This is a genomic window from Xanthobacter sp. DMC47 (assembly GCF_056313845.1).
On record NZ_JBQUZM010000001.1, the window covers coordinates 1,598,029 to 1,623,452 of the forward strand.

A 25,424-nucleotide genomic window follows, 5' to 3' on the forward strand; every position below is an offset into this window, starting at 1 on the left:
CGGATGGCCATCGCAATCGTCGGCGGAACCATGATCGACGGCACCGGGGCGGACCCGGTGCCGAACGCGGTCGTGGTGATCGAGGAAGGGCGCATCGTTGCCGCCGGTCCAGAGAGTCAGGTTAGCGTGCCGGCGGGCGCCCAGAAGCTCGACGCGGCGGGGCGCACCGTGTTGCCTGGTTTTATCGACACCCATGTCCACGGCACCTACCGCGCCCGCGACATGCGCCAGCATCTGCTCAACACGCCCACCTACAACGTGCTGAAATCCATCGAGGTGTTCCGCGAGACCATCGCCTGCGGCATCACCACAGCGCGCGATATGGGCGGTGCGGATGCCGGCTTCCGGCAGGCCATCGAGGAAGGCATCATCGACGGGCCGCGCCTGTTCATCTCGCTGGGCATGGTCTCGCAGACCGGTGGCCACGGCGACTATTGGCTCCCCGCCGGCATGCGGATCCAGAAGCGCGCCTGGCTCCCCCACACGGTGGCGGACGGCGTGGAGGAAATCCGCCGGCTGGTGCGCGAGCTGCTCATGCGCGGCGCGGACTTCATCAAGATCTGCGCCACCGGCGGCATCACCTCGGTGACCGACAGCTGGGACGAACCGCAATTCACCATCGAGGAAATCTCCACCGCCGTCTCCGAGGCCGCCGCCAAGGGCAAGCGCGTGGCCGTCCATGCCGAGGGGCTGGCCGGCATCAAGAATGCGGTCCGGTCCGGCATCCATTCGCTGGAGCACGGCTGGTTCATGGACGAGGAGAGCGTGGACCGCATGATCGCGGGCGGCATCTGGTGGGTGCCGACGCTGGCGCTGGTGCCGCTCTCCATCGAGCACCGCCGCAAGAACACCGCCTGGGCCAGCCACCAGTTGGGCCAGGAGGACGTGAAGGACGCGCAGATCTATTCCCTCATGCAGACGCAGATCCCCCTCTGGAAGGAGGCGGTGAAGCGCGGCGTGAAGGTGGCCATGGGCACCGACCAGTCGCACCGCCTGCTGGTGGGTGAGAACATGGCGGAGCTGGCCTTCATGGTGGACTGGCTCGGCATGTCGCCCATGGACGTCATCGTCGCCTCCACCACCAAGGCGGCGGAGTGCATCGAACAGCCGAACCTCGGCGCGCTCAGGGCCGGCTGCATGGCCGACGTGCTGGTGCTGGACGGTGACCCGCTCGCCGACATCCGCATCCTGGAGCAGCGCGACCGCCTGCATCTGGTGATGAAGGGCGGGAAGGCCTTCACCAACCGGCTGGACGGCTGAGCGCTGTCGATAAGTGATTTTGTCAATTGATATAGTAGAAAACAGCTGCTAGGCAGTATCACAGAGCCGGGCGGCGAACGCCCCAGGAGCCGCGTAATGAAGTTGAACCGCTTTATGATCCGGCCCCTCGTGGAGCTGGGCCTGCGCGAGGAGTTAAGCTCAGGCGATACAACCGGAGGCTTTCTCGTCGGCGACGATCCGGTTCAGACCGCCAACATCTACGCCAAGGCGAAGGGGATCGTCTGCGGGATGCTGTTCGCCGACGAGACCATCCGCTCCATCGAACCCGAGGCGCGCATCGAATGGCTGGTGGAGGACGGCGCCGCGGTGGAGCCCGGCACCGTGCTGATGCGGGTGCAAGCCCGCGCCTCGACCTTCTTCGTCATCGAGCGCTCGGCCCTCGACTGGCTGCAGCAGATGAGTGGCATCGCCACCAAGACCCGCCGCTACGCCGAGCTGGTGAAGCACACCGGCGTGCGCATCACCGACACCCGCAAGGGCTGGCCGGGCCTGCGCATGGTGCAGAAGTATGCCGTGCGTGTGGGCGGCGCCCACAACCACATCTTCAACCTCGCCAATTGCGTGCTGGTGAAGGACAATCACATCAAGATCGCCGGCTCCATCACCGAGGCGGTGAAGATCCTGCGGGCGAGCGCGCAGCACACCTTCAAGTTCGAGGTGGAGTGCGAGAGCCTGGAGATGGTGCAGGAGGCGCTGGACGCCGGCGTCGAGATCATCATGTTCGACAACATGGACCTCGACGAGATGCGCGAGGGCCTGAAACTCACCAAGGGTCGCGCCATGACCGAGGCGTCCGGCGGCATCAACGAGACCACCATCGTCCCCATCGCAGAACTGGGGGTGGACGTGATCTCCATCGGCGACCTCACCCACACGGTGAAGGCCCTCGACATCAGCCTCGATGTGCGGGACATCAAGCCGAGCGCGCAGCGGACCATCGACCGCCTGAAGCAGTTGTCCAACTGAGCGCGGGGGGATGATGCGCGGGGAGATGCCGTTTCGTCTGAGGCCGGGTACGGAGACCTTCGTCTTCGACCTCGACGATACGCTGTACCCTCGCTCCGCCGGCCTGCACGGCCAGATGCTCGCCCGCGTCTGGCTGTTCATCCAGGAACTCACCGGCTCCACGCCAGAAGAAGCCGCGGCGCTGCACGCGCATTATTACGAGACCTACGGCACCTCCCTGGTCGGCCTCCAGCGCCACCACGCGGTGAAGCCTCAGGACTTTCTCGCCTACGTGCATGAGATCGACCTGACGGTGCTGGGGGAGAACGCCGAGCTGCGTCTCGCGCTGGAGGCCCTGCCCGGCCGACGCCTCGTCTTCACCAACGGCTCCCGCGCCCATGCCGAGCGGGTGCTGGCCCGCCTCGGCATCGCCGATCTGTTCGAGGGCGTGTGCGACATCGCCGCGTGCGACTACATCGGCAAGCCCGAGCGCGCCGCCTACGACACCATGCTCGCCCGCCACGGCGTCGCGCCGGAGCGCGCCATCATGTTCGACGACCGCGCGGTGAACCTCGCCGTGCCCCACGCGCTCGGCATGCAGACGGTGCTGATCGGCGACCACGGCCTGCCCGAGACGCCGGACGCCGCGCACGTGCATTTCCATTCCCTGGCGCTCGCGCCCGTGCTCGCCCAGATCGAGCCGCGCACGCCCCCGATACCGACGCCAAAGGCCACACAAAGCCTTCATAAGGGCCCGCAAAATAAGGGCTCATCAACGACCGACCTTCCTCAGGAGCCATGACGATGCACGCCCGTCTCACGCGCCTATTCATCGCCGCCACCGCCGTCTCGCTCGCCGCCATGCCCGCCTTCGCGGCGGACGTGAAGCTCGGCATCGTGCAGTCCACGTCGGGCGGCTCGGCCGCCCTCTACGGCACCATGCAGAAGAACGGCGCGGAACTCGCCGCGGCGGAAATCAACGCCTCCGGCAAGCTCGGCGACCTCAAGCTCGTGCCCGTCCACCAGGACGATGCGGGCGATCGCGGCCAGACCGTGAACATCTTCCAGCGGCTCATCAACCAGGACAAGGTGACGGTCATCTTCGGACCGACGCTGACCACCTCGGCCTTCGCTGCCGACCCCATCGCCAACGCCGCCAAGGTGCCGGTGATCGCCTCGTCCAACACCGCCCCCGGCGTGCCGGCCATCGGCGAATACATCTTCCGCACCAGCGCCCCCGAGGCGGCGGTGTTCCCGGGCGTGCTCGCCTATGCCGTGAAGCGCTACCAGCCCAAGACGGCGGCGCAGATCTACGGCATCGACGACGTGCTGATGAAGGCCGCCTACGGCGTGCACAAGGCCGCCCTCGACAAGGCCGGCATCAAGGTGGTGGCCACCGAGACCTTCCAGAAGGGCGACGTGGACTATTCGGCCCAGCTCACCAAGATCAAGGCGGCCAACCCCGACATCATCGTCGTCGGCGGCCTCGCGGAGGAGACCGCGAACATCGTGCGGCAGGCGCGCCAGCTCGGCATCCCGCAGTCCACCGTCTTCCTCGGCGCCAACGCCGCCATCTCCACCAAGCTGAACGATCTCGCCGGCCCCGCTGCGCAGGGCTTCCTCGTGGGCTCGGGCTGGTTCATCGATTTCGACACGCCGGCCAACAAGGCCTTCGTGGAGGCCTACAAGGCCAAGTATGGCTCCGCCCCCGACACCTTCGCCGCCCAGGCCCACGCCGCCGTGACCATCTTCGCCGATGCCGTGAAGCGTGCGGGCGGCGTGTCCGATCCGGCGAAGCTGCGCGCCGCCATCGCCGACACCAAGGACCTCGAGACCGTGCTCGGCCCCTTCTCCTTCGACAAGGACCGCGAGCCGGTGCTGGTCGCCAAGGTGCTGGAGCTGAAGGACGGCAAGTTCCAGCTCGCCCAGTGATCCCCGCCGGCCCCGGTCACAGGCCGGGGCCGATGGACTGGCGCTCAGGCGCCGTGCGGACGTGACCAAAAGCGATGGGTGAAAACCCGTCGGCTGATGGCATGATCCGTCAGCACGCCCCGGGGATCATCGGATGACCACCTTCCTGCAGCAGGTCGTGAACGGGCTGTCGCTCGGCTCGATCTATGCCGTCTTCGCCATCGGCTGCACGCTGATCTTCGGCGTGCTGAACATCGTGAACCTTGCGCAGGGCGCCTTCTTCATGGTGGGCGCCTATCTCGGGCTGGAGATCGCCCTCCTCGGCCTGCCGCTGCCGCTGGCGCTCCTCGTGGCGCTGGTGGGCGGCGGCATTCTGGGCATGGCGTCCGAGCTTCTGGTCTTCCGCGTGCTCCGGCTGCGCGGCGGGCACAAATGGATGGGCCTCGTCGCCAGCCTTGCGCTGGCCCGCCTGCTGGTGGGCATCGCGCAGGAGGTGTTCGGCACCGCCGTCCACGGCTATCCGGCGAACCCCTTCACCGCGCTCGTGTGGGAAATCGGTGGCGTGCGCGTGCAGTTGCTGCAGGTCATCGTGGTGGTCACGGCGGTGATCCTGATGGGCATCCTCGGCTTCACCCTGCAGAAGACCTCGGTCGGGCGCGCCATCCGCACGGTGGCCTTCTCGGAGGACGTGGCGCGCATCGTCGGCGTGGAGGTGGGGCGCACCATCCTCATCACCTTCTTCATCGCCGGCGCGCTGGCGGGGGCGGCCGGCGTGCTGCTCGGCCTGCTCTTCAACGTCGTCTCCCCCTTCATGGGCGAGCACATGCTGGTGAAGGGCCTCACGGTGATGATCCTCGGCGGCCTCGGCAACATCCCCGGCGCGGTGGCGGGCGGCTTCCTGCTGGGATTGGTCGAGGTGTTCTCCGTCGCCTATGTCTCGTCCGCCTTCCGCGACGCCATCGGCTTCGGGCTCATCTTCCTGATCCTTTTGGTAAAGCCCACGGGCCTGTTCTCCGGCTTCGAGGAGCGGCGCGCATGATGGCCGCCCTCGATGCCTTTCTCGCCAGCTACGGCAACCTCGTGAATTTGTGCCTGCTCAACACCCTCCTCGCCTATGGGGTGTGGCTGGCGCTGGCGGCCAACATGTTCACGCTGGGCACCGGCGGCTTCATGGCGGTGGGCGCCTATTGCAGCGTCTATCTCACCATGCAGCTCGGCGCGCCCTTCGCCGTCGCGGTGGTGGCGGGCGGGCTGCTGGCGGCGGCGGTGGCGCTGGTCATCGGTGCGCCGGTGCTGCGGCTGCGGGGCGACTATTTCATGCTCGCCACCTTCGCCTTCACCGAGGTGGTGCGGGTGATCGCTCTGAACTGGGATGCCGTCACCGGCGGCGCCATCGGCATCTACGGCATCCCGCGCTACACCGAGACGTGGCAGCTCGTGCTGCTCGTCCTCATCGCCCTCTATTTCGTCTTCGCCTTGCGGCGCTCCTATTTCGGCCGGTCCATCGCGGCCATCCGGCAGGACGACGTGATGAGCGAGGCCATGGGCGTCAACGTGTTCGGCCAGCGCCTCTCGCTGTTCGTCGCCTCCGGCTTCGTCAGCGGCGGCGTGGGGGGCCTCGCGGCGCACCTCAACTTCTTCGTCGGCCCCTCGGACTTCGGCCTGCTCAGGAGTGTGGATGCCCTCGCCTATCCCATCCTCGGCGGCGTAAACGCGCTGCTGGGGCCGCTGGTGGGCGCCATCTTCACCACGCTGCTGCCGGAGCTGCTGCGCTTCTCCAGCCAGTGGCGGGAGATCCTGATGGGCCTGCTCATCCTCGCGGTGGTGCTGTTCCTGCCCGGCGGGGCCATGTCGCTCCTCACATGGCGGCCGCGCAAGGCGGCGAGCGCCCGGCGGGCGGCCACGGAAGGAGGGAAGTGATGGCGGCAGCCCAGCTCGAACTCTGGCAGGTGGCCAAGCGCTTCCAGGGCGTGGTGGCGGTGGACAGCGTGTCGCTGACCGCCACCGCCGGACAGGTGACGGCCCTCATCGGCCCGAACGGCTCCGGCAAGACGACCACCATGAACATGATCACCGGCCTCTACCCCACCGACGCCGGCCACATCCGCCTCGACGGCGTGGACATCGCCCGCCTCGCCCCGCACAAGGTGACGGCGCTGGGCGTCGCCCGCACCTTCCAGAACATCCGCCTGCTCGCCAGCGAGACGACGCTGGCCAACGTGCTGCTCGGCGCCCACCGCCACCAGTCGGCGAGCCTCATCGACGTGCTCCTCGGCCTGCCGGCGGTGAAGCGCAGCGAGCGCCGGGAAACGGCGCGCTGCGAGGCGCTGCTCGATCTCGTGGGCATTGACCATCTGCGCGACGTGGCCGTGGGCGGCCTCTCCTACGGCGACCGCCGCCGGGTGGAGATCGCCCGGGCGCTGGCCACCCAGCCGCGCCTCCTGCTGCTGGACGAGCCGGCGGCCGGCATGAACTTCGCCGAGAAGCGCGCGCTGGCCGATCTCGTGCTCGCCATCCGCGACATGGGCATCACCGTGCTCCTCATCGAGCACGACATCGAGTTCGTGGCGCGGGTGAGCGACCATATCGTGGTGCTCAACTTCGGCCGCGAGATCGCCGCCGGCACGCCGGAGGAGGTGCGCCGCATGCCGAGCGTGATCGAGGCCTATCTGGGGACCGAGGATGCTTGAGATCGTCAAGGTCACCTCCGGCTACGGCTCCGTCGCGGCGGTCGAGGACATCGACATCACTGTCCCCGCCGGCGCCTGCGTCTGCCTCATCGGCGCCAACGGCGCGGGCAAGACGACGACGCTGCTCACCATCTGCGGCCTCGTCCGCGCCTTTTCCGGCACCGTGCGCATCGAGGGACGGGACATGACGGCCCGCCCCGCCGACAAGATCGTCCGCGCCGGCGTCTCGCTGGTGCCGGAAGGCCGCCGGGTGGTGGCCTCCATGTCGGTGGAGGACAATCTGAAGGTCGGCGCCTATGTGCGCGGCGGCGACCCCGCCATCGCCGACGACATGGAGCTGATCTACACCCGCTTCCCGCGCCTCAAGGAGCGCCGGTTCCAGTATGCCGGCTCCCTCTCCGGCGGCGAACAGCAGATGCTGGCCATGGGCCGGGCGCTGATGGCGCGGCCCAAGCTGCTGCTGCTGGACGAGCCCTCCATGGGCCTTGCACCGCATGTGGTGAACGACATCTTCGCAACCATCGCCGACATCAACGCCAAGGGCACCACCGTTCTCCTCGTGGAGCAGAACGCCCGCAAGGCGCTCTCGGTGGCGAGCTACGGTTATGTGATGGAGCACGGCCGCATCCTCTTCGCCGACACCGCCGAGGCCTTGGCCCGCGACCCGCGCGTGATCGCTGCCTATCTTGGGATGCGCGCGGCGGAGAGTGTCACGGCTTAATCGCTGCTCGCGCCCTCCCCGCTCGCCTCGAAGGCGCGATAGGCGTCGTCGAGGTCGTCGAAGATCATGTCCGGGCCGATGGCATCGAGGAGCCCCGCACGGTCGAGCAGGGTGCGCACCTCATCGTGCATCTCGGCGATGCCGAACTTGAGGCCCCGGCGCTCCAGCTCCGCGCGCACCTCCTCCAGCGCCGCAGCGGCGGTAGAGTCCACCTGCGTGATGGCGCTCGCATCCAGCACCAGCCAGCGGGTGCCGGCGACCAGCGTGTCGGCGATGGCGTCGATGCGGCCCTGCATGCGGTCGGCATTGAAGAACAGCAGGTCGCCCTGGATGAGCACGATGGCGAGTCCCGGCACCTGCCGCGCATCGGCCCGCCGGTGCAGCTTGTAGAAGCCCTCATGGCCGGGCACCCGCCCGAGCAGCGCGTCGCGCGGATACATCATCTTGTGCAGCAGGTAGGCGAAGGTCGCCCCGATAGCGACCAGCACGCCATTCAGCACGCCGAGGCTGATTGGGGCGAACAGCGCGATCATGGCGAAGGCGAATTCCATGCGACTGATGCGCCAGAGTTCACGCAGCGCGGGGATGTCCACGAGACTTAGGGCGGCCGCGATCAGGATCGCCCCGAGCGCCGGAATGGGCAGGATGGCGAGCGCCGGCTGCAGGAATAGCACGATGGCGAGCAGCGCCAGCGCCGCCACCACGCTGGCGAGCTGCGAGCGCCCGCCCACGCTGGCATTCACCGCCGTGCGGGAATCCGAGGCGGTGATGGGGAAGGCGGCGAACAGGCCTGCCGCGATGTTGGCGGCGCCGAAGCCCACCATCTCCCGATTGGCATCCACCGGATAGCCGCCCCGCTCGCCGAAGCTGCGCGCCGTGACGATGCCCGCCGCGAAGCTGACGAGGAAGATCGCCGCCGCGCCGATGAGCAACTGGTCGATCGCCGCGCCGCCCCCGGCCGGCAGGGCCAGCGCGGGAAGGCTGGAGGGGATAGACCCCACCACGGCGATGCCGCGCCCCTCAAAATCGAACAGCGCGGAGAGCAGCACCGAGAGCACCACGACCACCACCTGCCCCGGCACCGGCAATCGCACGCGGCGCACGAGGTGCAGCACGGCGAACATGCCGAGCGCCAGCAGCAGCGAGGGCCAATGCACCTCGTGCGCCTTGCGCACCAGCTCGATGACCGGCGCGATCAGCCCGTCCCCGACGATGGGAATGCCGGTGACGCGCTTGAGCTGGCCGACGAGGATGGACAGCGAAATACCCGCGAAGAAGCCCACCAGGATCGGCCGCGACAGGAAGGTGGAGAGCACCCCCAGCCCCACCAGCCGCGCGGCGAAATAATAGCCCCCCACCACGAGGGCGATGAGGGCGGCCACGCCCGGCTTGTCCACGGCCGCGAGGTCCGGCATGCCGGCCAGCACGGCTGCGAGCACGGTGATGGTCGCCGCATCCGGCCCAACCACCAATTGGCGGGAGGGGCCGAACACCGCATAGGCGATGAGCGGCGCGATGGAGGCATAAAGCCCGGTCTGCGGCGGCAGGCCGGCGATGGCCGGGTAGGCGATGGCGCTCGGCAGCCCCACGGCCGCGATGGCGAGCCCGGCGGCGACATCCGTTTTGATCCAGCCCGGCCGATATCCGGCGAAGCTCGCCAGCACCGTCCACGAGGACTTCTGAGTGGACGTGCCGTCCGCTGCCACGAGTTCGTCTCCATCGGCCGGCGCACCCGGCACGTCACGCCCGGACCATGCCACCGGCCGACGGCCCGGAACAGTCCGGAACATCCCGTCCTGCGAGGACGGTGCTACGGCGCCTGCGCGAGGGCCAGCGCCTCCCGCGAGACCAGCGCGAGGGCCGGGCCCAGCGGATCGACCACGTCGAAATGATCCAGCCCCTCCGGCTCCAGCAGCCGGACCGTGTCGCCGGCCCGCCTTGCGGCCTCCGCATAGGCGCGGGTCATCTCCCTGCGCCAGCCGTCCTCCAGAGTCCCCAGAATGAGCACCTGCGGCACGCCGAACTGCAAGAGGCGCGCAGGCGAGGTTTGGTCGAAGAGCGGGGCGGCCTCGGTCGCGGAGGTCACCCCCAGCAGGGTGAGGATGTCGGTGCGGCCGCCAAGCTCCAGGGAGCGTTCGAGGTCGTTGACCCCCGCGAGCGAGATGACGCCCTTCAGCGGCAGCGGATCGGGAGCGAAAAGCGGGCTGCCGGCTTGCAGGCTGGCGCGTCCCGCCAGCCAGAGGGCGAGGTGGCCGCCGCTCGAATGGCCGATGGCTATGGCCCGACGGAGGTCCAGCGGATGGGACCGTGCAACCTCACGCAGGTGATCGGCGGCCATCGCGACGTCACGAAAGGTCTCGGGATAGCCGCCGTTGCGGGTGCCCATGCGGCGGAATTCGATGTCCCAGGTGGCGAGCCCCGCGTCGGTCAGCGCTTCGACGAAGGGCGCGGAATAGTCCTTCGTCCAGTCCGCGAGCCAGCCGCCGCCATGCACGAAGATCGCGACCGGAAAGCCGGCGGGCGGCGGCTCGCACGGCGGCAGGCGAAGGTCGGCGAACTGCACGGGGCTGACATCGCCATAGCGGATGCGGGCATCCGGAAGCCGCCTCGGGAGCGTCGCAGCGAGGGCATGGGAGGATAGATGGCGGGCTTCTGGAGCGGTGGGCATGCTTTACGATAGGGCGGAGCCACGGGGGGTGCAAAGATCGCGTTCGCCCGGCGGGCGCCCATCCGCGCGCTTGTGGGTGCGCGTCCACGACCGACCGATCTAGTATCTGCCGGCGCCCCATTTACCAGGCGATCCATCGGCGGGAGCGAGGCATGGTTCTGATCCGGCTCTGCAAGACCGCGCTGGTGGCGACCATCGCCGTCTTCTTCACGCTCGTCGCCTACGGAAACATCACGGACTACGGGACGAACTGGGCGTTCGTCCACCACGTGCTGGCGATGGATACGATCTTCCCGGATTCCACGGTGCGGTGGCGGGCGATCACCGACGAACGGCTCCAGACCGCCGCATATGTCGCGATCATCGCCACCGAGGCCGCCGCCGCCCTCGTGCTGTGGGTGGGCGTCGCGCGGATGCTCGGTTCCCTGCGTGGCCCCGCCTTCGCCCGCGCAAAGGCGACCGCCGTCCTCGGGCTCACCCTCGGCATCCTGCTCTACGGCGGCGGCTTCGTGGCCATCGGCGGGGAATGGTTCGCCATGTGGCAGTCGAAGACATGGAACGGGCAATCCACAGCCTTCGCCTTCATCGGCTGGATCTCCGCGGTGCTCATCATCCTCCTCCTGCCGGAGCAGGAGGAGGAGCGCTGACGCGCCCTGCCCGCGGCCTCGGCCTGCGGCCGCTTCTCGCGGGCCTCGCTCAGGCGTCGCGGGCTTGGTCTTACTTCACAAGCGGACAATTGCCGGCCGCGAGGGGGCGAAACGCCTTATCCGCGGGGACGGTGGCGATGAGCTTGTAGAAGTCGTAGGGCCCCTTGGACTCCGCCGGGCTCTTCACCTCGAACAGGTGCATGTCGTGGATGGCGCGACCATCCGCACGCACCGCGCCCTTGCCGAACAGCGGATCGTCGGTGGGAATGGCCTTCATGGCCTCCACCACCTTCGCACCGTCCTTGGCGCTGCCCACCTTCTCCACCGCCTTCAGATAGTGCAGCAGCCCGGCATAGACGCCGGCATGGACCATGTTGGGATAGCGCCCGCCATTGGCCTCTGCGAAGCGCTTGGCGAAGGCGCGGGTCTGGTCGTTCAGGTCCCAGTAGAAGGCCTCCGACAGGAACAGGCCCTGCGCCGTCTCCAGCCCCAGCGCGCTGATGTCATTGAGCACCATCAGCATCGCGACGAGCTTCTGCCCGCCCTTGACGATGCCGAACTCGGACGCCTGCTTCACCGCATTGATGGTGTCCGCCCCGGCGCTGCCGAGGCCGATCACCTTGGCGCCGGAGGCTTGGCCCTGGAGCAGGAAGGAGGAGAGGTCGGAGGTGCCGAGGGGATGTCTCACGGTGCCCAGGATCTTGCCGCCGGCGGCCTTGATGGCCTCGCCGGCGTCGCGCTCCAGCGCATGGCCGAAGGCATAGTCCACCGAGATGAAGTACCAGGTGTTGCCCCCCGCCTTGGTCACGGCGGTGCCCACCGTGTTGGCCTGCGCCCAGGTGTCGTAGGTCCAGTGGACGGTGTTGGGCGTGCAATCCTTGCCGGTTAGGTCGGACGTGCCGCCGCCGGAGATGATCGCCACCTTGTTCTTCTGCTTGGCGATGCCGCTGACGCCGAGCGCGACGGCGGAATTCGGAACGTCCAGCACCGCGTCCACGCCGTCCGTGTCGAACCACTGGCGGGTGACGTTCACGCCGATGTCGGCCTTGTTCTGGTGGTCGGCGGCGACCAGCTCGATGGGCATGCCGGCGACCTTGCCGCCGAAATCGGCGATCGCCATCTTCGCAGCCACCACCGAGCCCGCGCCGGCGAAATCCGCCTGCACGCCGGCCTGGTCGTTGAGCACGCCCACCTTCACGCTCTCGGCGCTCGCGCCACCGGCGAAGGCCGCGCAGACGAGGGCGGCGAGCGCGGTCGAGGCCAGAGCGGTCTTCAGCGTTCCGGACCTTGTCGTCTTCCCGGACCTTTCAGTCTTCTTGGGCATTCAAACCTCCCGATCCTGTCTGTTCGTTTTTTGTTTGTCGAAGGCGTTCAGGGCCGCCTTGTTGTCGTCGGCCCTCAGGGCCGCATGGGTTTCAGCACGGCACCCTTGGAGAGCGGTTGCACCATGGCCGCATACTGGCCGAGCCAGCCGCGGATCTGGCTGTGGTCCGGCGCGCGCCACGTGGCGCGGCGGGTGGCGAGTTCGGCTTCGGAGACGTCGAGATCGACCCGGCGCGCGCCGATGTCGATGGAGATGACATCGCCCTCCGCGACGAGGCCTAGCGGCCCGCCTTCCGCCGCCTCGGGCATCACCTGGCCGATGGTGATGCCGCTGTTGAGGCCGGACAGTTCGCCATCGGTCACCACCGCGACGCCGGCACCGAGGCCCGCGCCGATGAGCGCCGCCATGAAGCTTGCGGCAAACACCGTGCCCGGCCCGCCCTTCGGCCCCAGGCCGCGCAGCACCACCACGTCGCCGAGCGTGATGGAGTGGGTCTCCAGCGCCTTGATGGCGACGGCTTCGTCCTCGAACACCCGCGCCTTGCCGGAGAAGGTGCGCACTTCCGCCGGCACGGCGGAGACCTTCACCACCGCCCCGTCGGGCGCGAGGCTGCCGCGCAGGATGGTGAGGCCCGGCTCGTGCCGGAAGGGATCGGCCAGCGGGCGGATGACGGCGCGGTCGGGCTCGGGAACGTCGGCGAGGTTCTCGCCCAGCGTCCGGCCCGTCACAGTCATCACCGAGAGGTCGAGCACGTCGGAGAGTTCCCGCATCACACCCCGGCAACCGCCGGCAAGGTCGAGGTCCTCGATGCGGTGGGGACCGTTGGGCCGCACGGTGGTGATCTGCGGCGTGTCGTTCAGCGCCTCCAGCTCAGCCACGATGTCGATGTCCATCTCGGCTTCCGAGGCGGTGGCCGCGAGGTGGCGCACGCAGTTCACCGAGCATCCGGTTGCCACCGCCACGCGCAGGGCATTGCGGAAGGCAGCGGGGGTGAGAATCTGCCGCGGGCGGATGTCCTTCATGATGAGGTCCACGATGGCGGCCCCGACGCGGGCGGCATTCTCCATCAGCGCCTGCGAGCCGGCGCGGATGGGCGCGCTGCGCGGCAAGGCCATGCCGAGGGCTTCGGAGAGCACATGCATGGTGTTGGCGGTGGCAAGCCCCGCGCACACGCCCGGCCCGGTGATGGCGGTGCAGGTCATCGCCTTGAGGTCGGCGAGCGAGATGGACCCCGCCTTCAGCGAGCCGACACTCTTGTAGACCTCCTCGATGTCCACTTCCTTGCCCGCGCAATGGCCGCCGAGCTGGTAGCCGCAGGGCAGCACCACGGACGGCACGTTCAGCCGCGCGGCGGCCATGAGCTGGCCGGGGGTGGTCTTGTCGCAGGAGGCGAGCAGCACCATGCCGTCCAGCTCCGCGCCTTCCACCTGCACCTCGATGTCGTTCACCAGCAGGTCGCGGCTCGGCATCAGGTAGCGTGCCTGGCGGCCCGCGCTGGTCACGAAATCGGACGGCGCCACGGTGCGGATCTCGAACGGGAGGCCGCCGGCATCGCGGATGGCCTGCTCCACCACGCGGCACACATCGTCGAGATGGGCGTAGCAGACCGACAGCTTGCTGGAGCTGTTGACGATGGCGATCTTCGGCTTCAGCAGGTCTTCCTCGCTGTAGCCCATGGCGAGCCACTGGGCGCGGCGCACCGCCCAGCGGGTGGTGCCGGGCTCGAAATTGCTGCGCAGCGTCGGCATTTTCTGGTCGGCGTCGGACATGAAACGTCCCTGTCTCGTCAGTTGAGCTGGGCGCCGAGCGCGTTGAGCGCGGCGCGGACATCGGAGCCGGACGGCAGGGCCGCCGGATCGTCACAGAGCTGGTCGGCGACGAGGCCCATGGCCTGTCCGTAGCCGAAGCACTGGGCCGTTACGCGGGCGGAGGCCATGGCTTCGTGCTCGGCCGAGAGGCAGCGCCCGGCCATCACGAGGCCCGTGCCGGTGGCGGGCAGGAAGCAGCCGAGGGGGATCTCGTAATAGTCGTCGAGAATCCAGTGCAGCTTCGGCTTCTCGCCGGAATGCAGCTCGATGGGCCAGGGCGAGCGGCAGATGCCGTCGGCGCGCTTGCGGGCGGAGGTGACGTCCTCGTTCTTCAGGAGGTCGCGGCCGACGATCTGCCAGGTCTGGCGGATGCCCACCTGCACGCCGGTGTCGTTGACGAAGGACGCCTCGCAGCCAGCAATGTGGTCGTGGATGAAGCGGGCGTATTCGCGCACCTGCTTGCGCCCCTCGATCTCCGCCTCGCTGAGGTCGGCGGCGCGGGTGGCGTCCAGCTCCCGCCCGTCGGCGCCGACGATGCGGGTGGCGTTGCAGATCAGCTCACCGGGGCGGGGCGTCGGGAAGAGGAAGATCTTGGCGCGCGGCAGGCGGTAATCGCCCGAAGCGTTCAGCGCCTGGATGAGCTTCATCACCCGCTCGTCGAGGATGGAATCCGGCCCGTTGGCGGCGAGGAAGCGCGCCATGTCCACACCGAGGATGCGGAAGATCATGGTCGGGTTCTGGATGGCGCCGTCGCGGCCCTTGGTCAGCGCCCGCCCCGCCATGGCCGCCACGTCCGCATCGCCGGAGGCGTCCACGGTGATCTTCGCGCGCACCTCCAGCGGCCCCTGCTTGGTGAAGGCGGTGACACCGCGCACATGGTCGCCCTCGGCAAGAACGCCGGTGACGGTGACGTGGTAGAGCACCCGGATGTTGCCCTCGGCCCCGAGAAGCGCATCTCCCGCCTCGCGCCAGACGAGGGGATCGTGGACGCGCACATAGGTCTTGCCATACTGCACCGGCCCGGTGAGGCCGCCGCGGGCCTCCATGGCGGCGATGAATTCGTCAACGAAGCCGTGCACCACCTGCTCCGGCTCGGCGTTGCGGCGGTCGGATGCGGCATAGAGGCCGCAGATGGTGCCGGAGAGGCCGGCCACCGCCGCGCCACCGCTGAAGCCATAGCGCTCCAGAAGGATGACGCGCCGGCCGCGCCGCGCGGCCGCCACCGCGCAGGCCAGCCCGGCAGCACCGCCGCCGACCACCAGCACATCCGTTTCCAGAACCTCCGCGGGCCTCGCGTCGCGCATTTCCACCCATCCCGGTTTTTTCATTGTTAGCGCTACCATTTGTTAGCGCTAACCTGATCCGCTTGTCAAGCGACCGGCAGGCCATATGTTGGCTAGGGATGTGGGGGCGGAATCAGCGATGCGGCAGAAGCGGGGGGGACGGGCGGCAGGCGTCACAATGGAGGATGTGGCCCGCGTGGCGGGCGTGTCCGCCATGACGGTTTCGCGCGTGCTGCGCCAGCCGGCCCTCGTGAATGCCGATCTCAAGGCCCGCGTCGAAGCGGCGATCCGCGAGACCGGCTACATCTACAACCTCGTCGCCTCATCCCTCGCGTCCCAGCGCAGCGGCATCATCGCGCTGATCCTGCCGACGGTAGCGTCATCCATCTTCACCGACAGCGTGAAGGGCGTCTCGGACGTCGCCCGCAAGCACGCGGTGCAGATGATCATGGCTGAGACGAACTACTCCCCGACGGAGGAGGAAAAGGTCATCGAGGCGCTGCTGCGGCGCCGGCCGGACGGCTTCGTCATCGTCGGCGTCTCGCATACGCGCACCACGCGGGCGCTGTTGGAGAAATCGGGCGTACCCGTGGTGGAGACGTGGGACAGCACGCAGACGCCCATCGACAGCCTCGTCGGGCTCTCCAATTTCGATGCCATGAAGGCCATGACCGAAGCGCTGGTGGCGCAGGGTTTCCGCCGCATCGCCTTTGTCGGCGCCGCGACGCGCGACCGCCGCGCCCAGATGCGCGCCAAGGGCTATGAGGCCGCGATCGCCGAGGCCGGGCTCGGCGCGCCGCTAACCCTCAATGCGGACGATCTCACCAGCATGGAGTCCGGCCGCGAGATTGCCGAGCGCGTGGCCGCCCTGCGGCCGCGCCCCGATGCGTTGCTCTGCCTCAACGACGTGCTCGCTGCGGGCGCCCTGCTGGCATTCCAGCGCATGGGCCTCGCCGTGCCCGGCGACATAGCGGTCGCGGGCTTCGGCGGGCTCGATTTTTCGAGCCACCTCAACCCCTCCCTGTCCACCGTGGACATCCCGCGCTACGAGATGGGCCAGAAGGCGGCCGAGATGCTGCTCGGCCGCATTGCGGGCACAGCCGCGCGGGGTGGTACCTGCGAGGTGGGCTACCGCATCGTACTGCGCGAGAGCACCGGCGGAAGCCCCCCGGCGGAGGTCAAAGCCTCCTGATGGGAGCGTCCTGATCCGGCTCTATCGCGGTGGATCGACGCCGATCCAGTGGCGCACAACCGGCGGCGCATCGCCCTGATGGAATGAAAGCACCTCGGCCTGCACGTCGGCGTCCGCATGGGACACCCGGCGATGCTGGCGCCGATGCTCGGCCCATGATTCCACCATGAACCATTCCAGCATCTCTTCGGGATCGGCGGAGTCCTCGCTGATGCCCCAGGCATAGGCTCCGTCCCGGCGCCGGGCGGCGGACAGACGCTCCAGCGCCTTCAGGAAGGCCTCCCGGTCCGCCCGCGCCACCCGATACTCGATCAGGATCAGCACAGGCCCCCGGTCGTTGGGGATCGGCTCGGCCATCGCGGGTTCCGGCCAGTGCATGGAGGGCGTCAGATCGGCCTCGCCCGCGGGCAGCGGCACCCGGTGCATGATGAGGCCCACCACCGCGAGACCCGCCGCCGCCACCACCAGCGCCACCTGCACACCCACCGCCTGCGCCACGAGGCCCCAGGCGATGCTGCCGCCCGCCATCGCGCCGTTGAAGACGGTGAGATAGACCGCCAGCGCCCGGCCCCGTACCCAATTGGGCAGGATGGCCTGGGCGGTGGCATTCAACGTCGTCAGCGCGGTGATCCAGGCCGCACCCATGGCGAGCAGGATGGGCACCGCCAGCCAGCGCGGCGGCGCGAGCGCGAGGGCGACCGTCGCGACGGCGGTGACGAGCGAAGCCACGAGGATGAGGCCGTCCGCCGAGAGGCGCCCCCGCATCCGCGGCATCAGCAACGCCCCGCCGATGGCACCGACACCCACCGACCCGAGCAGCAGGCCGTAATAGGCCGCATCGCCTTTCAGCAGCCCGCGCGCCACCAGCGGCAGCAGCGCCCAGACCGCGCTGGCAAAGGCGAAGAAGAAGGCCGAGCGCAGCAGGACGACGTGCATCTCCTTGCTCGATCGCGCATAGCGCAGCCCCGCCCGGAAGGCGCCGGGAAAGCGCTCGCCCAATTCGTCCTGTGGCGTGGCGGGCCGCCGCCACCAGACGAGGGCAGCGATGACGAAGATATAGCTCGCCACGTCCGCCCCGTAGGTCACCGCCGCGCCGAAGGCGGCGAGCAGCACGCCGCCGAGCGCCGGGCCGATGGAGCGGGAAATGTTGATGCCGAGCGAGTTGAGCGCCACCGCGCTCTTCAGGTCCGACCGAGGCACCAGTTCGGGCACGATGGACTGCCAGGTGGGCGCCATCAGCGCCGCGCCGATGCCACCGAGGAAGGTGAGCGCGATGAGCGATGACACCGTCATCAGGCCGGTGAGCGACAGCAGCATCAGCGCGGCGCTCACCGACGCCAGCCCGATCTGGATGGCGATGAGAAAGCGCCTCCGGTCGAGGATATCGGAGAGCACGCCAGCTGGCATGGCCAGCAGGAACACCGGCAGCATGGCCGCAGCCTGAATGGTCGCCACCGCCGCCGGCGAGGCGGAAAGGTCGGTGACGATCCAGGCGCTCGCCACGTCGCGCATGAAGCTGCCCGTATTGCCGAGCACGGTCGCCACCCACAGCACGGCGAAGACCGGCCGTTTCAGCGGAGCGAAGGCACCGGGGGCGGCCGCGGGCGCGGACGGCGGGGCTGGGGGGTTGTCGCTCATGCTCGTTGTCCCTCCGTCTTCCCCGCCAGATCGTACCACGCCACCAGCACGAAGGCCCCAGCAAGGCCCATATGCTCGAAGAAGGCGTTGGCGGCGGCGAAGCGCTCCGCCCCGCCATGCCCCAGAAGCGGTTGGCGAGGAGGCTCGCCGCCACCGTGAAGGCGGCCAGCGCCAGCGCGCCGGCCCAGCGCAAGACGCCGGAGAGAACCATCAGCGGGGCGATGAGCTCCAGCGCGACAACGGCAGCGGCGAGCGGGGCCGCCGGGGCCAGGCCGAAATGGGTCATCTCGGCAATGGCACTTGGGAAATCCAGCGCCTTGGTGAGGCCGCCCTGCAGATAGGCCGAGGTCAGCGCGAGCAGCGCGAGCGCCCGCACCGGCCGCGGCGACAGAAGCAGACGGGCGGCGCGCCCGAGGCGTTGGGACAGATCCATCCCCATGCTTCAGAAGGCCCAGCAGGCGCAGCCGAGCGCGCCGAAGAAGCCACGCGGATCGCCCACCGGCACGCTCGCGCCCCAGGCCCCCGCATGGGCATGGCCATGAACGTCGCAGGCCTTGGCGCAGCCGCAGGCGGCGGCGAAAGCGTATTTCTGCGTACCGTCCGCTTTGCGCGGCTGATAACCACCGAAGGTGCGCACCGGCGACCAGTCCGGCATGGCCGGCGGCAACGGCGGAGCGAGGTCGCGAAACGCGCCATCCCCATGCACCGGCTTGCCACCGAGCAGGGTGAGCACGGAGGTGATGTCCTGGATGCGGTCCTCGGAAACCGAGAAATAATCATCCGAAAGCACCACCAGATCGGCGAGTTGGCCGTCCTTGATCTGCCCCTTCTTGCCGGGCTCGCTGGAGAACCAGGTGTTGGCCTCCGTCCACAGCCGCAGCGCGTCCTCGCGGTCCAGCCGGTTCGCCGGCGGGTAGAGGGAGAGCCCGCCCAGCGTACGGCCCGTCACCAGCCAGGAGAGCGAGACCCACGGATTGTAGGAGGCGACGCGGGTGGCATCGGTGCCCGCACCCACCGGAATGCCGGCCTCCAGCATCCGGCGGATGGGCGGCGTACGCTCGGCCGCCTTGGCGCCATAGCGATCGACGAAATATTCGCCCTGATAGGCCATGCGGTGCTGCACAGCGATGCCGCCGCCCAGCGCCGCGATGCGGTCGATGTTGCGGTCGGTGATGGTCTCCGCATGGTCGAAGAACCAGTTAAGACCCTTGAGCGGCACGTCGGAATCCACCTTCTCGAACACGTCGAGGGCGCGCGAGATGGTCTCGTCATAGGTGGCGTGCAGGCGGAACGGCCAGCGGTTCTCGGCCAGCAGCCGCACCACCGGCTCAAGGTCACCCTCCATGGCGCCCGGCAAGTCCGGCCGCGCCACCTGGAAGTCCTCGAAGTCGGCGGCGGAATAGACCAGCATCTCGCCCGCGCCATTGTGGCGATAGAGGTCGTCGCCCTGCCCCGGCGTGACGGACTTGGACCAGCCGGCGAAATCGGCCAGCTCCGCCTTCGGCTTCTGGGTGAAGAGGTTGTAGGCGATACGCACGGTGAGGTTTCCCTCCCGGTGCAGTTCCTCGATGACCGAATAGTCTTCCGGATAGTTCTGGAAGCCACCGCCCGCATCGATCACCGAGGTGACGCCGAGGCGGTTCACCTCGCGCATGAAGTGGCGGGTGGAATTCTTCTGGTATTCGGGCGGCAGCTTCGGCCCCTTGGCCAGCGTCGCATAGAGGATGGTGGCGTTGGGCTTGGCCACCAGCAGGCCGGTGGGATTGCCGTTGGCATCGCGGATGATCTCGCCGGCGGGCGGATCGGGCGTGTCCTTGGTGTAGCCCACCACGCGCAAGGCGGCGGCATTGAGCAAGGCGCGGTCGTAGAGGTGCAGGATGAAGACCGGCGTGTCCGGGGAGACGGCGTTGATCTCCTCCAGCGTCGGCAGGCGCTTCTCGGCGAACTGGTGCTCGGTGAAGCCGCCCACCACGCGCACCCATTGGGGCGCCGGCGTGACGGCGACCTGCCGCTTCAGCATGTCCATGGCGTCGGCCAGCGAGCGAACGCCATCCCAGCGCAGCTCCATATTGTAGTTCAGGCCGCCGCGGATGATGTGCATGTGGCTGTCGATGAGGCCGGGAATGACCCGCCGGCCGCCAACATCGATGATCTTTGTCGTCGTGCCAGCCAGCCGCATGGCGTCGTTGGTGGCGCCGGCGAACACGATCACGCCGTCGCGCACCGCCACCGCCTCCGCCGTGGGATTGGTGCGGTCGAGGGTGGTCATCTTGCCGTTGAACAGGATGAGGTCGGCGATCTCGCTCATGGTGCGCGCCTTCTGCAGTGGGCGACGAGAATGAAAACTCAGGATTTGGGAGGGGACGTGTCGCCCGGGGCGGGCGCGTCAGCCGTATCGTGGCGGCCCGGCAGCTGGCCGAGCACATGGTCCTTGCAGTCGGCGAGGCCGATGGCGCGTGCGAGGCCGTCGCCGTTCATCAGGTGGCGGGCGACCGGGATGATCTGCTCGCCCACGAGAATGCCAAGCAGCCCCAGCAGCGCCACCACCGGCGGGGCCGGGGAGCGCACATTGATGAGGCTGTAGACGATGCCGACCAGCAGGCCGGCGCCGAGCGAGGCGAGATAGAGCTTCATGCGCCCTCCGCAAATGCAGGAGCCGACGCCGGCCGGGGGGAGGCCGGCGTCGGATGGGATCACGCCTTGATGAAGGCGAGGAGGTCGGCGTTGATGACGTCCGCGTGGGTGGTGCACATGCCATGCGGATAGCCGGGATAGACCTTCAGCGTGCCGTGCTTCAGGAGCTTCGCCGAGAGGAGCGCGCTGTCGGCGATGGGGACGATCTGGTCGTCATCGCCGTGCATCACGAGGGTGGGCACCTCGCAGGCCTTGAGATCGGCGGTGAAGTCGGTCTCGGAGAAGGCCTTGACGCCGTCGTAGTGGGCCTTGGCGCCGCCGGTCATGCCCTGCCGCCACCAGTTCCAGATGGCACCCTGGGAGACCTGCGCGCCCGGACGGTTGAATCCGTAGAACGGGCCGGTCGGGACGTCGAGGAAGAACTGGGCGCGGTTGGCGGCCAGCGCCTTGCGGAAGCCGTCGAAGACCTCCATGGGCAGGCCGCCGGGGTTGGCGTCGGTCTTGAGCATGATGGGCGGCACGGCGCCGATGAGCACCAGCTTGGCGACGCGCGCCTTGCCGTGCTTCACGGTGTAGTGCAGCGCCTCGCCGCCGCCGGTGGAATGGCCGATGTGCACGGCGTTCTTCAGGTCGAGATGGTCCATCACGGCCGCGGCGTCGGCGGCGTAATGGTCCATGTCGTGGCCGTCGCTCACCTGGGTTGAGCGGCCGTGGCCGCGGCGATCGTGGGCGACCACGCGATAGCCGTTGTTCACGAAGAACAGGAGCTGCGCGTCCCAGTCGTCCGAGGACAGGGGCCAGCCATGGTGGAAGACGATGGGCTGGGCGGTCTTCGGACCCCAGTCCTTGTAGAAGATTTCGACGCCGTCCTTGGTGGTCACGCTGGGCATGGGTTGAACTCCGTGGGGGGTGGAGACTGCGGGGTTGGAGGCTGCGAAGGCCGCGGCGGGGATGTCGAGGCCGAGTGCGGCGGCGAGCGCCGCGGTGGCGCCGGCACCGACCACGGTCCGGCGCGAGACAAGGGGGGACTGTTCCGGGGGGCGTGCGCCGCCCGGTGCGTCAGGCTCGGTCATGGTCTTGGACCTCAGTGGGCTTCGGAAGCGCCGAACATGGTCTTGGCGTAGATGATGCCGAGGCCGTAGGCGCCGCCGTAGGTCTTGGCGATGCCGGTGGTCATGTCGTAAGTCGCGGTGCGGGCCCAGTCGCGCTGAAGCTCGAGCAGATACTGCAGCGAGGTCATCGGCCGGGCGCCGGCCTGGATCATCCGCTGCATGGCGCGTTCGTGCGCCTCGTCGGAGACATCGCCGCAGGCATCGGCGATCACGTAGACTTCAAAGCCCTGCTCGATGGCCGACAGGGCGGGGCCGACGATGCACACGCCGGTCCACAGGCCGGAAAGCACGATGCGTCCCTTGCCGATCTCATTCACCCGGGCGATGACGGCCTCGTCCTCCCAGGTGTTCATGGAGGTGCGGTCGAGCAACTTCTCGCCCGGAAATGCCTCGGTGATCTCGGAGAACATGGGGCCGGAGAAGCTTTTTTCCGCCACCGTGGTGAGGATGGTGGACACCCCGAAGCCGGCAGCGGCGCGGGCGACCAGAGCCGCGTTGTTGCGCAGGTTCACGGCGTCGATGGACTTGGTCGCGAACGACATTTGCGACTGAAAGTCGATCATGATGAGCGTATGGTCCTTCGGGGAAAGGAGCATACCGCCGGGGGCGGCGACTGCGTTGGGCACGGTTGAATCTCCTGTGTGAAAGCCGGCGCGAAGCTAGCGCCCGTTACGTGCTGAGACCATTAGTTACTGGCGGGATACCGGACACCTTCATGAATTCCCAAGACAAAATCGAACCGCAGGCAGACAAGGCGTGCATGGCCGAGCCTCTCCTGAAGTTTTTTGCTCAGGAGTGGATGGCTCATGTCGTCGCGGCACTGTCGCGGCACGGCACGTTACGGTTCGGACAGCTCCGGCGAAGCTTGCCGGGGCCGATTTCGGCACGCGTCCTCTCTGCCCGGCTCAAGGCACTCGAGGCCGGGGGATATGTGACGCGGCGGGAGATTGAGGGCCGGGTCCGTCAGGTGGAATACAGGCTGACGGACTCGGGTCGCGCCATCGATCTCCTTCTGGGGCAGGCGGAAGCGGCGCTTTACCTTGAAGGCACGCTGGGCGCACCGACTAGCGAGCGCTGACGGCGCCCACCTCTGGCGGTGGACCGCAGCGTGCGGAGAACTTGAGCGGGGCAGTGCTCATCGGTTCGCTCCCTTGCCGAAAGACCCGAAGCGGGTCTGACAGGGCGGACTATGGCGTTGCAATTGCAACCCGTCTTGCCGAAAAGCCCGTATCCTTGAACGATGGGATTTCCCGAAAGCGATGCGGCGCGCTCAATGCCCGCGCCGCCACAGCCCGGGCGCCGATCCGGTGAGGCGCGTGAAGGTGCGCGTCATATGGCTCTGGTCGGAAAATCCGCACGTGATGGCGATGTCCGCCAGCGGCAGGCGGGAGCCGACGATGAGGTCGCGCGCGCGCTCCACCTTCAGGTGGAGCAGCCACTGGTAGGGCGTGAGCCCGGTTTCGTCCCTGAAGCACTTGATGAAATGGCCGCGGGAGACGCCGCAGGCAGCGGCGATGTCGGCGATCAGCACGTTGCCGTCGAGCCCCGCGGCGAGCCGCTCCTTGGCGATGGCGAATTGGCGCGGCGAGAGGCCGCCGGGAATGCGGACGGCCGCGCCGTGATAGCGCGTGGCGAGATGGGTCTGGATGGCGGAGACCACCTGGTCCAGGAACAGCGGCACCTGCCGCTCCGGCGTATCCAGCATGGGCAGTAGAGCGCGCGAGAGGCTGGCCAGCACCGGGTCGCGGGTGCCGGGGGTGCAGGAGACGCACTCCGCCAGCGGCAGCCCCATCTCGCTGAACGTCTGATGCAGCGCCGCGTGGGAGACCTCCAGCAGGAAGAAGTCGAACCCGGTCTCGATGTCCGCGCGATAGGTATCGGAGAAGGAGCGGACGTAGCAGCTGTCCGGCTCGAAATCATAGGCCTCTGCCGTGCCATCGGTGAAGATGCGGCGGCGGTGCCCGCTCGAGAGCGCGACGCCCAAAAGAAGACCCCGGCCGCTCGGCGGGGTCTCGACACGGCTCATGGCCGAGCCTTCGTGCTGCTTGCGGTAAACGACGAAGCCGGTACCGACCAGTTCCTTCTGGTCTTCCAGCGCCGCGACGGAACAGCCGAGGCTGTCGCGGCGGGTGATTCCACCGGGTCCCGCCGTATCAAGTCGGGCCGTCATCTGAAGCCTCGGGGCTGGCTTTCTGGTGCGCGAACCTACACCAGAAGCGGGACGGGTAAAATGAAGCGTTGCTGACCTACGCGATAGACAAAAGTCTGAAGCCGGCACCCGCCACGGGCGCCGGCTTCAGACCGTTCAGCCCGGGATCAGCTGCGTCACCACCGCCGACAGGCCGATGCCGAAAGCGGCGGCACCGGCAAGGCGCGGGGCCAGGGAGGCGGGGGTCCAGGCGCGTCCCGACGCGACGAGGGCGACACCCGCGCCGATCACCGACTGCACCACCGCGAGGCCGGCGAGATAGGCGACGAGCTGGGTCGGCTCGGCGCCGACGATGGATTCACCATAAGCGTAGCCATGGAACAGGCCGGCGATGGCGAACAGGCCGATCCAGATCCCGCGCGCCGGCTTCTCCCGCCCGGTCGCTAGCAGCCCGCCGATGGCCACCACGCTCAGCGCGATCACAGTCTCGGCGAACGGCAGGTTCACGAGCTGCACGTGCAGCATGACACCGGCGATGGAGGCCACCACGAAGGCCACCGGCACGAAGGCGCCAAGCCCCATCACCCCCGCGATCAGGCCGGCGGCGACGATGAAGCCGAGATGATCGAGCCCGATCACCGGATGGGCGAGGCCGGAGATGAAGCCTTCGCCGAAGGTCGCCGGCAGCCGCCCGCCCATGGCGTGGTGCGCCTCGGCGTTGGTGGCGGCGAGGAGGGGAACGAGGGACAGGAGCGCGATCCTGCTGACGAAACGGGACATGATGTTCTTCCTTGCTCTGGATTGGTTGGAAAGGGAACGGGTCTCAGACGGGGCTGCGCTCCGGCTGGGCAAGAGCCTGCTGGATACGCGCCGCACACAAGGCGGAGGCGTAGGCGAAGCAGGCCCCGAGGATCATGGAGAAGGGCACCAGCAGGATCGCGTTGCGGCCCGAGAGGGACAGCATCGCGGCCGGGGTGAAGGCATCCGCGTTCTGGGTGAGGAACGCGAAGGTGGCGGCATAGCCATAGGTCACGGCCGGGATCGAGGAGAAGGCCGGGATGTAGGCGGCGAGGATGTAGAGGGCGATGGACAGCCCAACGAAGACGGCGCCCACCACCGGGCCGGGCGCGAGGGTGGCGAGGACGAGCCCCGTCGCCCAGGCCACGACGACGCCGAACACGTTCGAGACGATGGTGGTCCGGAACGCACCGGCGTCGCCGCCCGAGTGGAAGAAGCACGCCCAGGCGATGAACGCCGCCCAGATAAGGAACGCCTGCGTGGACAGGAACAGCCAGGTGCACAGGCCTCCCAGCACGCCGACGCTCAGGGCCAGGGAAATGATCATGTGGAAGCCTCCGCTGAGGCGGTGAGACAAGCCTCTCCCGTTCCGGCGCGCGGGTGGCGCGCCGGGGGCAAGAGAC

Annotated in this window: 24 protein-coding genes and 1 pseudogene; 11 read left to right on the forward strand and 14 right to left on the reverse strand. The window is 68.5% G+C overall.

Annotation, left to right across the window (positions count from 1 at the left end):
* Positions 1-3: 3 nt before the first annotated feature.
* The 8 genes from ACT54R_RS07375 (at position 4) to ACT54R_RS07410 (ending at position 7,548) form a co-directional block, all read left to right on the forward strand.
* The gene (locus ACT54R_RS07375) at positions 4-1,260 is read left to right on the forward strand and encodes an amidohydrolase family protein (protein WP_476324989.1); all 1,257 of its coding nucleotides are present in this window, start codon (positions 4-6) and stop codon (positions 1,258-1,260) included.
* A 96-nt stretch (positions 1,261-1,356) separates the two neighbouring features.
* Positions 1,357-2,247: a carboxylating nicotinate-nucleotide diphosphorylase gene (nadC, locus tag ACT54R_RS07380; RefSeq protein ID WP_168461566.1), complete on the forward strand. Its 891-nt coding sequence runs from the start codon at positions 1,357-1,359 to the stop codon at positions 2,245-2,247.
* Between the two features lie 25 nt (positions 2,248-2,272).
* Complete coding sequence (locus tag ACT54R_RS07385; RefSeq protein ID WP_476324991.1) at positions 2,273-3,028, forward strand: pyrimidine 5'-nucleotidase; 756 nt, start codon at positions 2,273-2,275, stop codon at positions 3,026-3,028.
* Between the two features lie 2 nt (positions 3,029-3,030).
* Positions 3,031-4,158, forward strand: coding sequence for an ABC transporter substrate-binding protein (locus tag ACT54R_RS07390; RefSeq protein ID WP_476324993.1), 1,128 nt, complete (start codon positions 3,031-3,033; stop codon positions 4,156-4,158).
* A 133-nt stretch (positions 4,159-4,291) separates the two neighbouring features.
* Positions 4,292-5,176, forward strand: coding sequence for a branched-chain amino acid ABC transporter permease (locus ACT54R_RS07395; RefSeq protein ID WP_476324995.1), 885 nt, complete (start codon positions 4,292-4,294; stop codon positions 5,174-5,176).
* Positions 5,173-6,057 (forward strand): branched-chain amino acid ABC transporter permease, encoded by an 885-nt coding sequence (locus tag ACT54R_RS07400; RefSeq protein ID WP_476324997.1) that lies wholly within the window; start codon positions 5,173-5,175, stop codon positions 6,055-6,057. The genes ACT54R_RS07395 and ACT54R_RS07400 overlap by 4 nt, the downstream gene beginning before the upstream one ends.
* Positions 6,057-6,827, forward strand: coding sequence for an ABC transporter ATP-binding protein (locus ACT54R_RS07405; RefSeq protein ID WP_476324999.1), 771 nt, complete (start codon positions 6,057-6,059; stop codon positions 6,825-6,827). The genes ACT54R_RS07400 and ACT54R_RS07405 overlap by 1 nt, the downstream gene beginning before the upstream one ends.
* Positions 6,820-7,548: an ABC transporter ATP-binding protein gene (locus tag ACT54R_RS07410; RefSeq protein ID WP_476325001.1), complete on the forward strand. Its 729-nt coding sequence runs from the start codon at positions 6,820-6,822 to the stop codon at positions 7,546-7,548. Before ACT54R_RS07405 ends, ACT54R_RS07410 begins: the two co-directional genes overlap by 8 nt.
* On the opposite strand, the gene ACT54R_RS07415 is transcribed toward ACT54R_RS07410, so the two are convergent.
* Both ACT54R_RS07415 and ACT54R_RS07420 read right to left on the reverse strand, forming a co-directional pair.
* Positions 7,545-9,254 (reverse strand): SulP family inorganic anion transporter, encoded by a 1,710-nt coding sequence (locus tag ACT54R_RS07415; protein ID WP_476325003.1) that lies wholly within the window; start codon positions 9,252-9,254, stop codon positions 7,545-7,547. The two genes, ACT54R_RS07410 and ACT54R_RS07415, sit on opposite strands and share 4 nt — an antisense overlap.
* A 104-nt stretch (positions 9,255-9,358) precedes the next feature.
* Positions 9,359-10,216: an alpha/beta hydrolase gene (locus tag ACT54R_RS07420; protein WP_476325005.1), complete on the reverse strand. Its 858-nt coding sequence runs from the start codon at positions 10,214-10,216 to the stop codon at positions 9,359-9,361.
* Between the two features lie 152 nt (positions 10,217-10,368).
* Here ACT54R_RS07420 and ACT54R_RS07425 point away from each other — a divergent pair, with 152 nt between their 5' ends.
* Positions 10,369-10,863, forward strand: coding sequence for a DUF2165 family protein (locus ACT54R_RS07425; protein WP_476325007.1), 495 nt, complete (start codon positions 10,369-10,371; stop codon positions 10,861-10,863).
* 70 nt (positions 10,864-10,933) lie between these two features.
* Here ACT54R_RS07425 and ACT54R_RS07430 read toward each other — a convergent pair whose 3' ends face one another.
* The 3 genes from ACT54R_RS07430 to ACT54R_RS07440 all read right to left on the reverse strand — a co-directional run bounded on the left by ACT54R_RS07430 (position 10,934) and on the right by ACT54R_RS07440 (position 15,299).
* A complete protein-coding gene (locus tag ACT54R_RS07430) occupies positions 10,934-12,187 on the reverse strand; it encodes an ABC transporter substrate-binding protein (protein WP_476325009.1) in 1,254 nt (417 codons plus the stop codon).
* 74 nt (positions 12,188-12,261) lie between these two features.
* Positions 12,262-13,956 carry a dihydroxy-acid dehydratase gene (gene ilvD, locus ACT54R_RS07435; protein WP_476325011.1) on the reverse strand — a complete coding sequence of 565 codons (1,695 nt, stop codon included), beginning with the start codon at positions 13,954-13,956 and terminating at the stop codon, positions 12,262-12,264.
* Between the two features lie 17 nt (positions 13,957-13,973).
* Positions 13,974-15,299, reverse strand: coding sequence for an FAD-dependent oxidoreductase (locus ACT54R_RS07440; protein WP_476325013.1), 1,326 nt, complete (start codon positions 15,297-15,299; stop codon positions 13,974-13,976).
* Between the two features lie 157 nt (positions 15,300-15,456).
* Between ACT54R_RS07440 and ACT54R_RS07445 the strand changes: the two genes are divergently transcribed.
* Positions 15,457-16,470, forward strand: a complete 1,014-nt coding sequence (locus ACT54R_RS07445; RefSeq protein ID WP_476326425.1) for a LacI family DNA-binding transcriptional regulator — start codon at positions 15,457-15,459, stop codon at positions 16,468-16,470.
* A gap of 21 nt (positions 16,471-16,491) precedes the next feature.
* Here the strand turns inward: ACT54R_RS07445 and ACT54R_RS07450 are convergent, their stop codons facing one another.
* The 6 genes and pseudogenes from ACT54R_RS07450 to ACT54R_RS07475 all read right to left on the reverse strand — a co-directional run bounded on the left by ACT54R_RS07450 (position 16,492) and on the right by ACT54R_RS07475 (position 22,450).
* Entirely contained in the window at positions 16,492-18,108 is a 1,617-nt protein-coding gene (locus ACT54R_RS07450; protein WP_476325015.1) for an MFS transporter, read from the reverse strand.
* Positions 18,105-18,541, reverse strand: a pseudogene (locus ACT54R_RS07455) (DoxX family protein). The gene ACT54R_RS07450 and the pseudogene ACT54R_RS07455 overlap by 4 nt, the downstream one beginning before the upstream one ends.
* Positions 18,542-18,550: 9 nt before the next feature.
* Positions 18,551-20,416 (reverse strand): amidohydrolase, encoded by a 1,866-nt coding sequence (locus ACT54R_RS07460; protein ID WP_476325017.1) that lies wholly within the window; start codon positions 20,414-20,416, stop codon positions 18,551-18,553.
* A 38-nt stretch (positions 20,417-20,454) separates the two neighbouring features.
* The gene (locus ACT54R_RS07465) at positions 20,455-20,742 is read right to left on the reverse strand and encodes a XapX domain-containing protein (RefSeq protein WP_476325020.1); all 288 of its coding nucleotides are present in this window, start codon (positions 20,740-20,742) and stop codon (positions 20,455-20,457) included.
* Between the two features lie 59 nt (positions 20,743-20,801).
* Entirely contained in the window at positions 20,802-21,632 is an 831-nt protein-coding gene (locus ACT54R_RS07470) for an alpha/beta fold hydrolase (RefSeq protein ID WP_476326427.1), read from the reverse strand.
* 194 nt (positions 21,633-21,826) lie between these two features.
* Positions 21,827-22,450 carry a hydrolase gene (locus ACT54R_RS07475; RefSeq protein ID WP_476317443.1) on the reverse strand — a complete coding sequence of 208 codons (624 nt, stop codon included), beginning with the start codon at positions 22,448-22,450 and terminating at the stop codon, positions 21,827-21,829.
* A gap of 119 nt (positions 22,451-22,569) precedes the next feature.
* Between ACT54R_RS07475 and ACT54R_RS07480 the strand changes: the two genes are divergently transcribed.
* On the forward strand, positions 22,570-22,932 hold the full coding sequence (locus ACT54R_RS07480) for a winged helix-turn-helix transcriptional regulator (protein WP_168461620.1): 363 nt from the start codon (positions 22,570-22,572) through the stop codon (positions 22,930-22,932).
* A gap of 192 nt (positions 22,933-23,124) precedes the next feature.
* Here ACT54R_RS07480 and ACT54R_RS07485 read toward each other — a convergent pair whose 3' ends face one another.
* The 3 genes from ACT54R_RS07485 to ACT54R_RS07495 form a co-directional block, all read right to left on the reverse strand.
* Positions 23,125-24,024: a helix-turn-helix transcriptional regulator gene (locus ACT54R_RS07485; protein WP_476325023.1), complete on the reverse strand. Its 900-nt coding sequence runs from the start codon at positions 24,022-24,024 to the stop codon at positions 23,125-23,127.
* A 135-nt stretch (positions 24,025-24,159) separates the two neighbouring features.
* Positions 24,160-24,783: a HupE/UreJ family protein gene (locus tag ACT54R_RS07490; protein WP_476325025.1), complete on the reverse strand. Its 624-nt coding sequence runs from the start codon at positions 24,781-24,783 to the stop codon at positions 24,160-24,162.
* A 43-nt stretch (positions 24,784-24,826) separates the two neighbouring features.
* The gene (locus tag ACT54R_RS07495; protein ID WP_476325027.1) at positions 24,827-25,348 is read right to left on the reverse strand and encodes a DUF1097 domain-containing protein; all 522 of its coding nucleotides are present in this window, start codon (positions 25,346-25,348) and stop codon (positions 24,827-24,829) included.
* Positions 25,349-25,424: the final 76 nt, after the last annotated feature.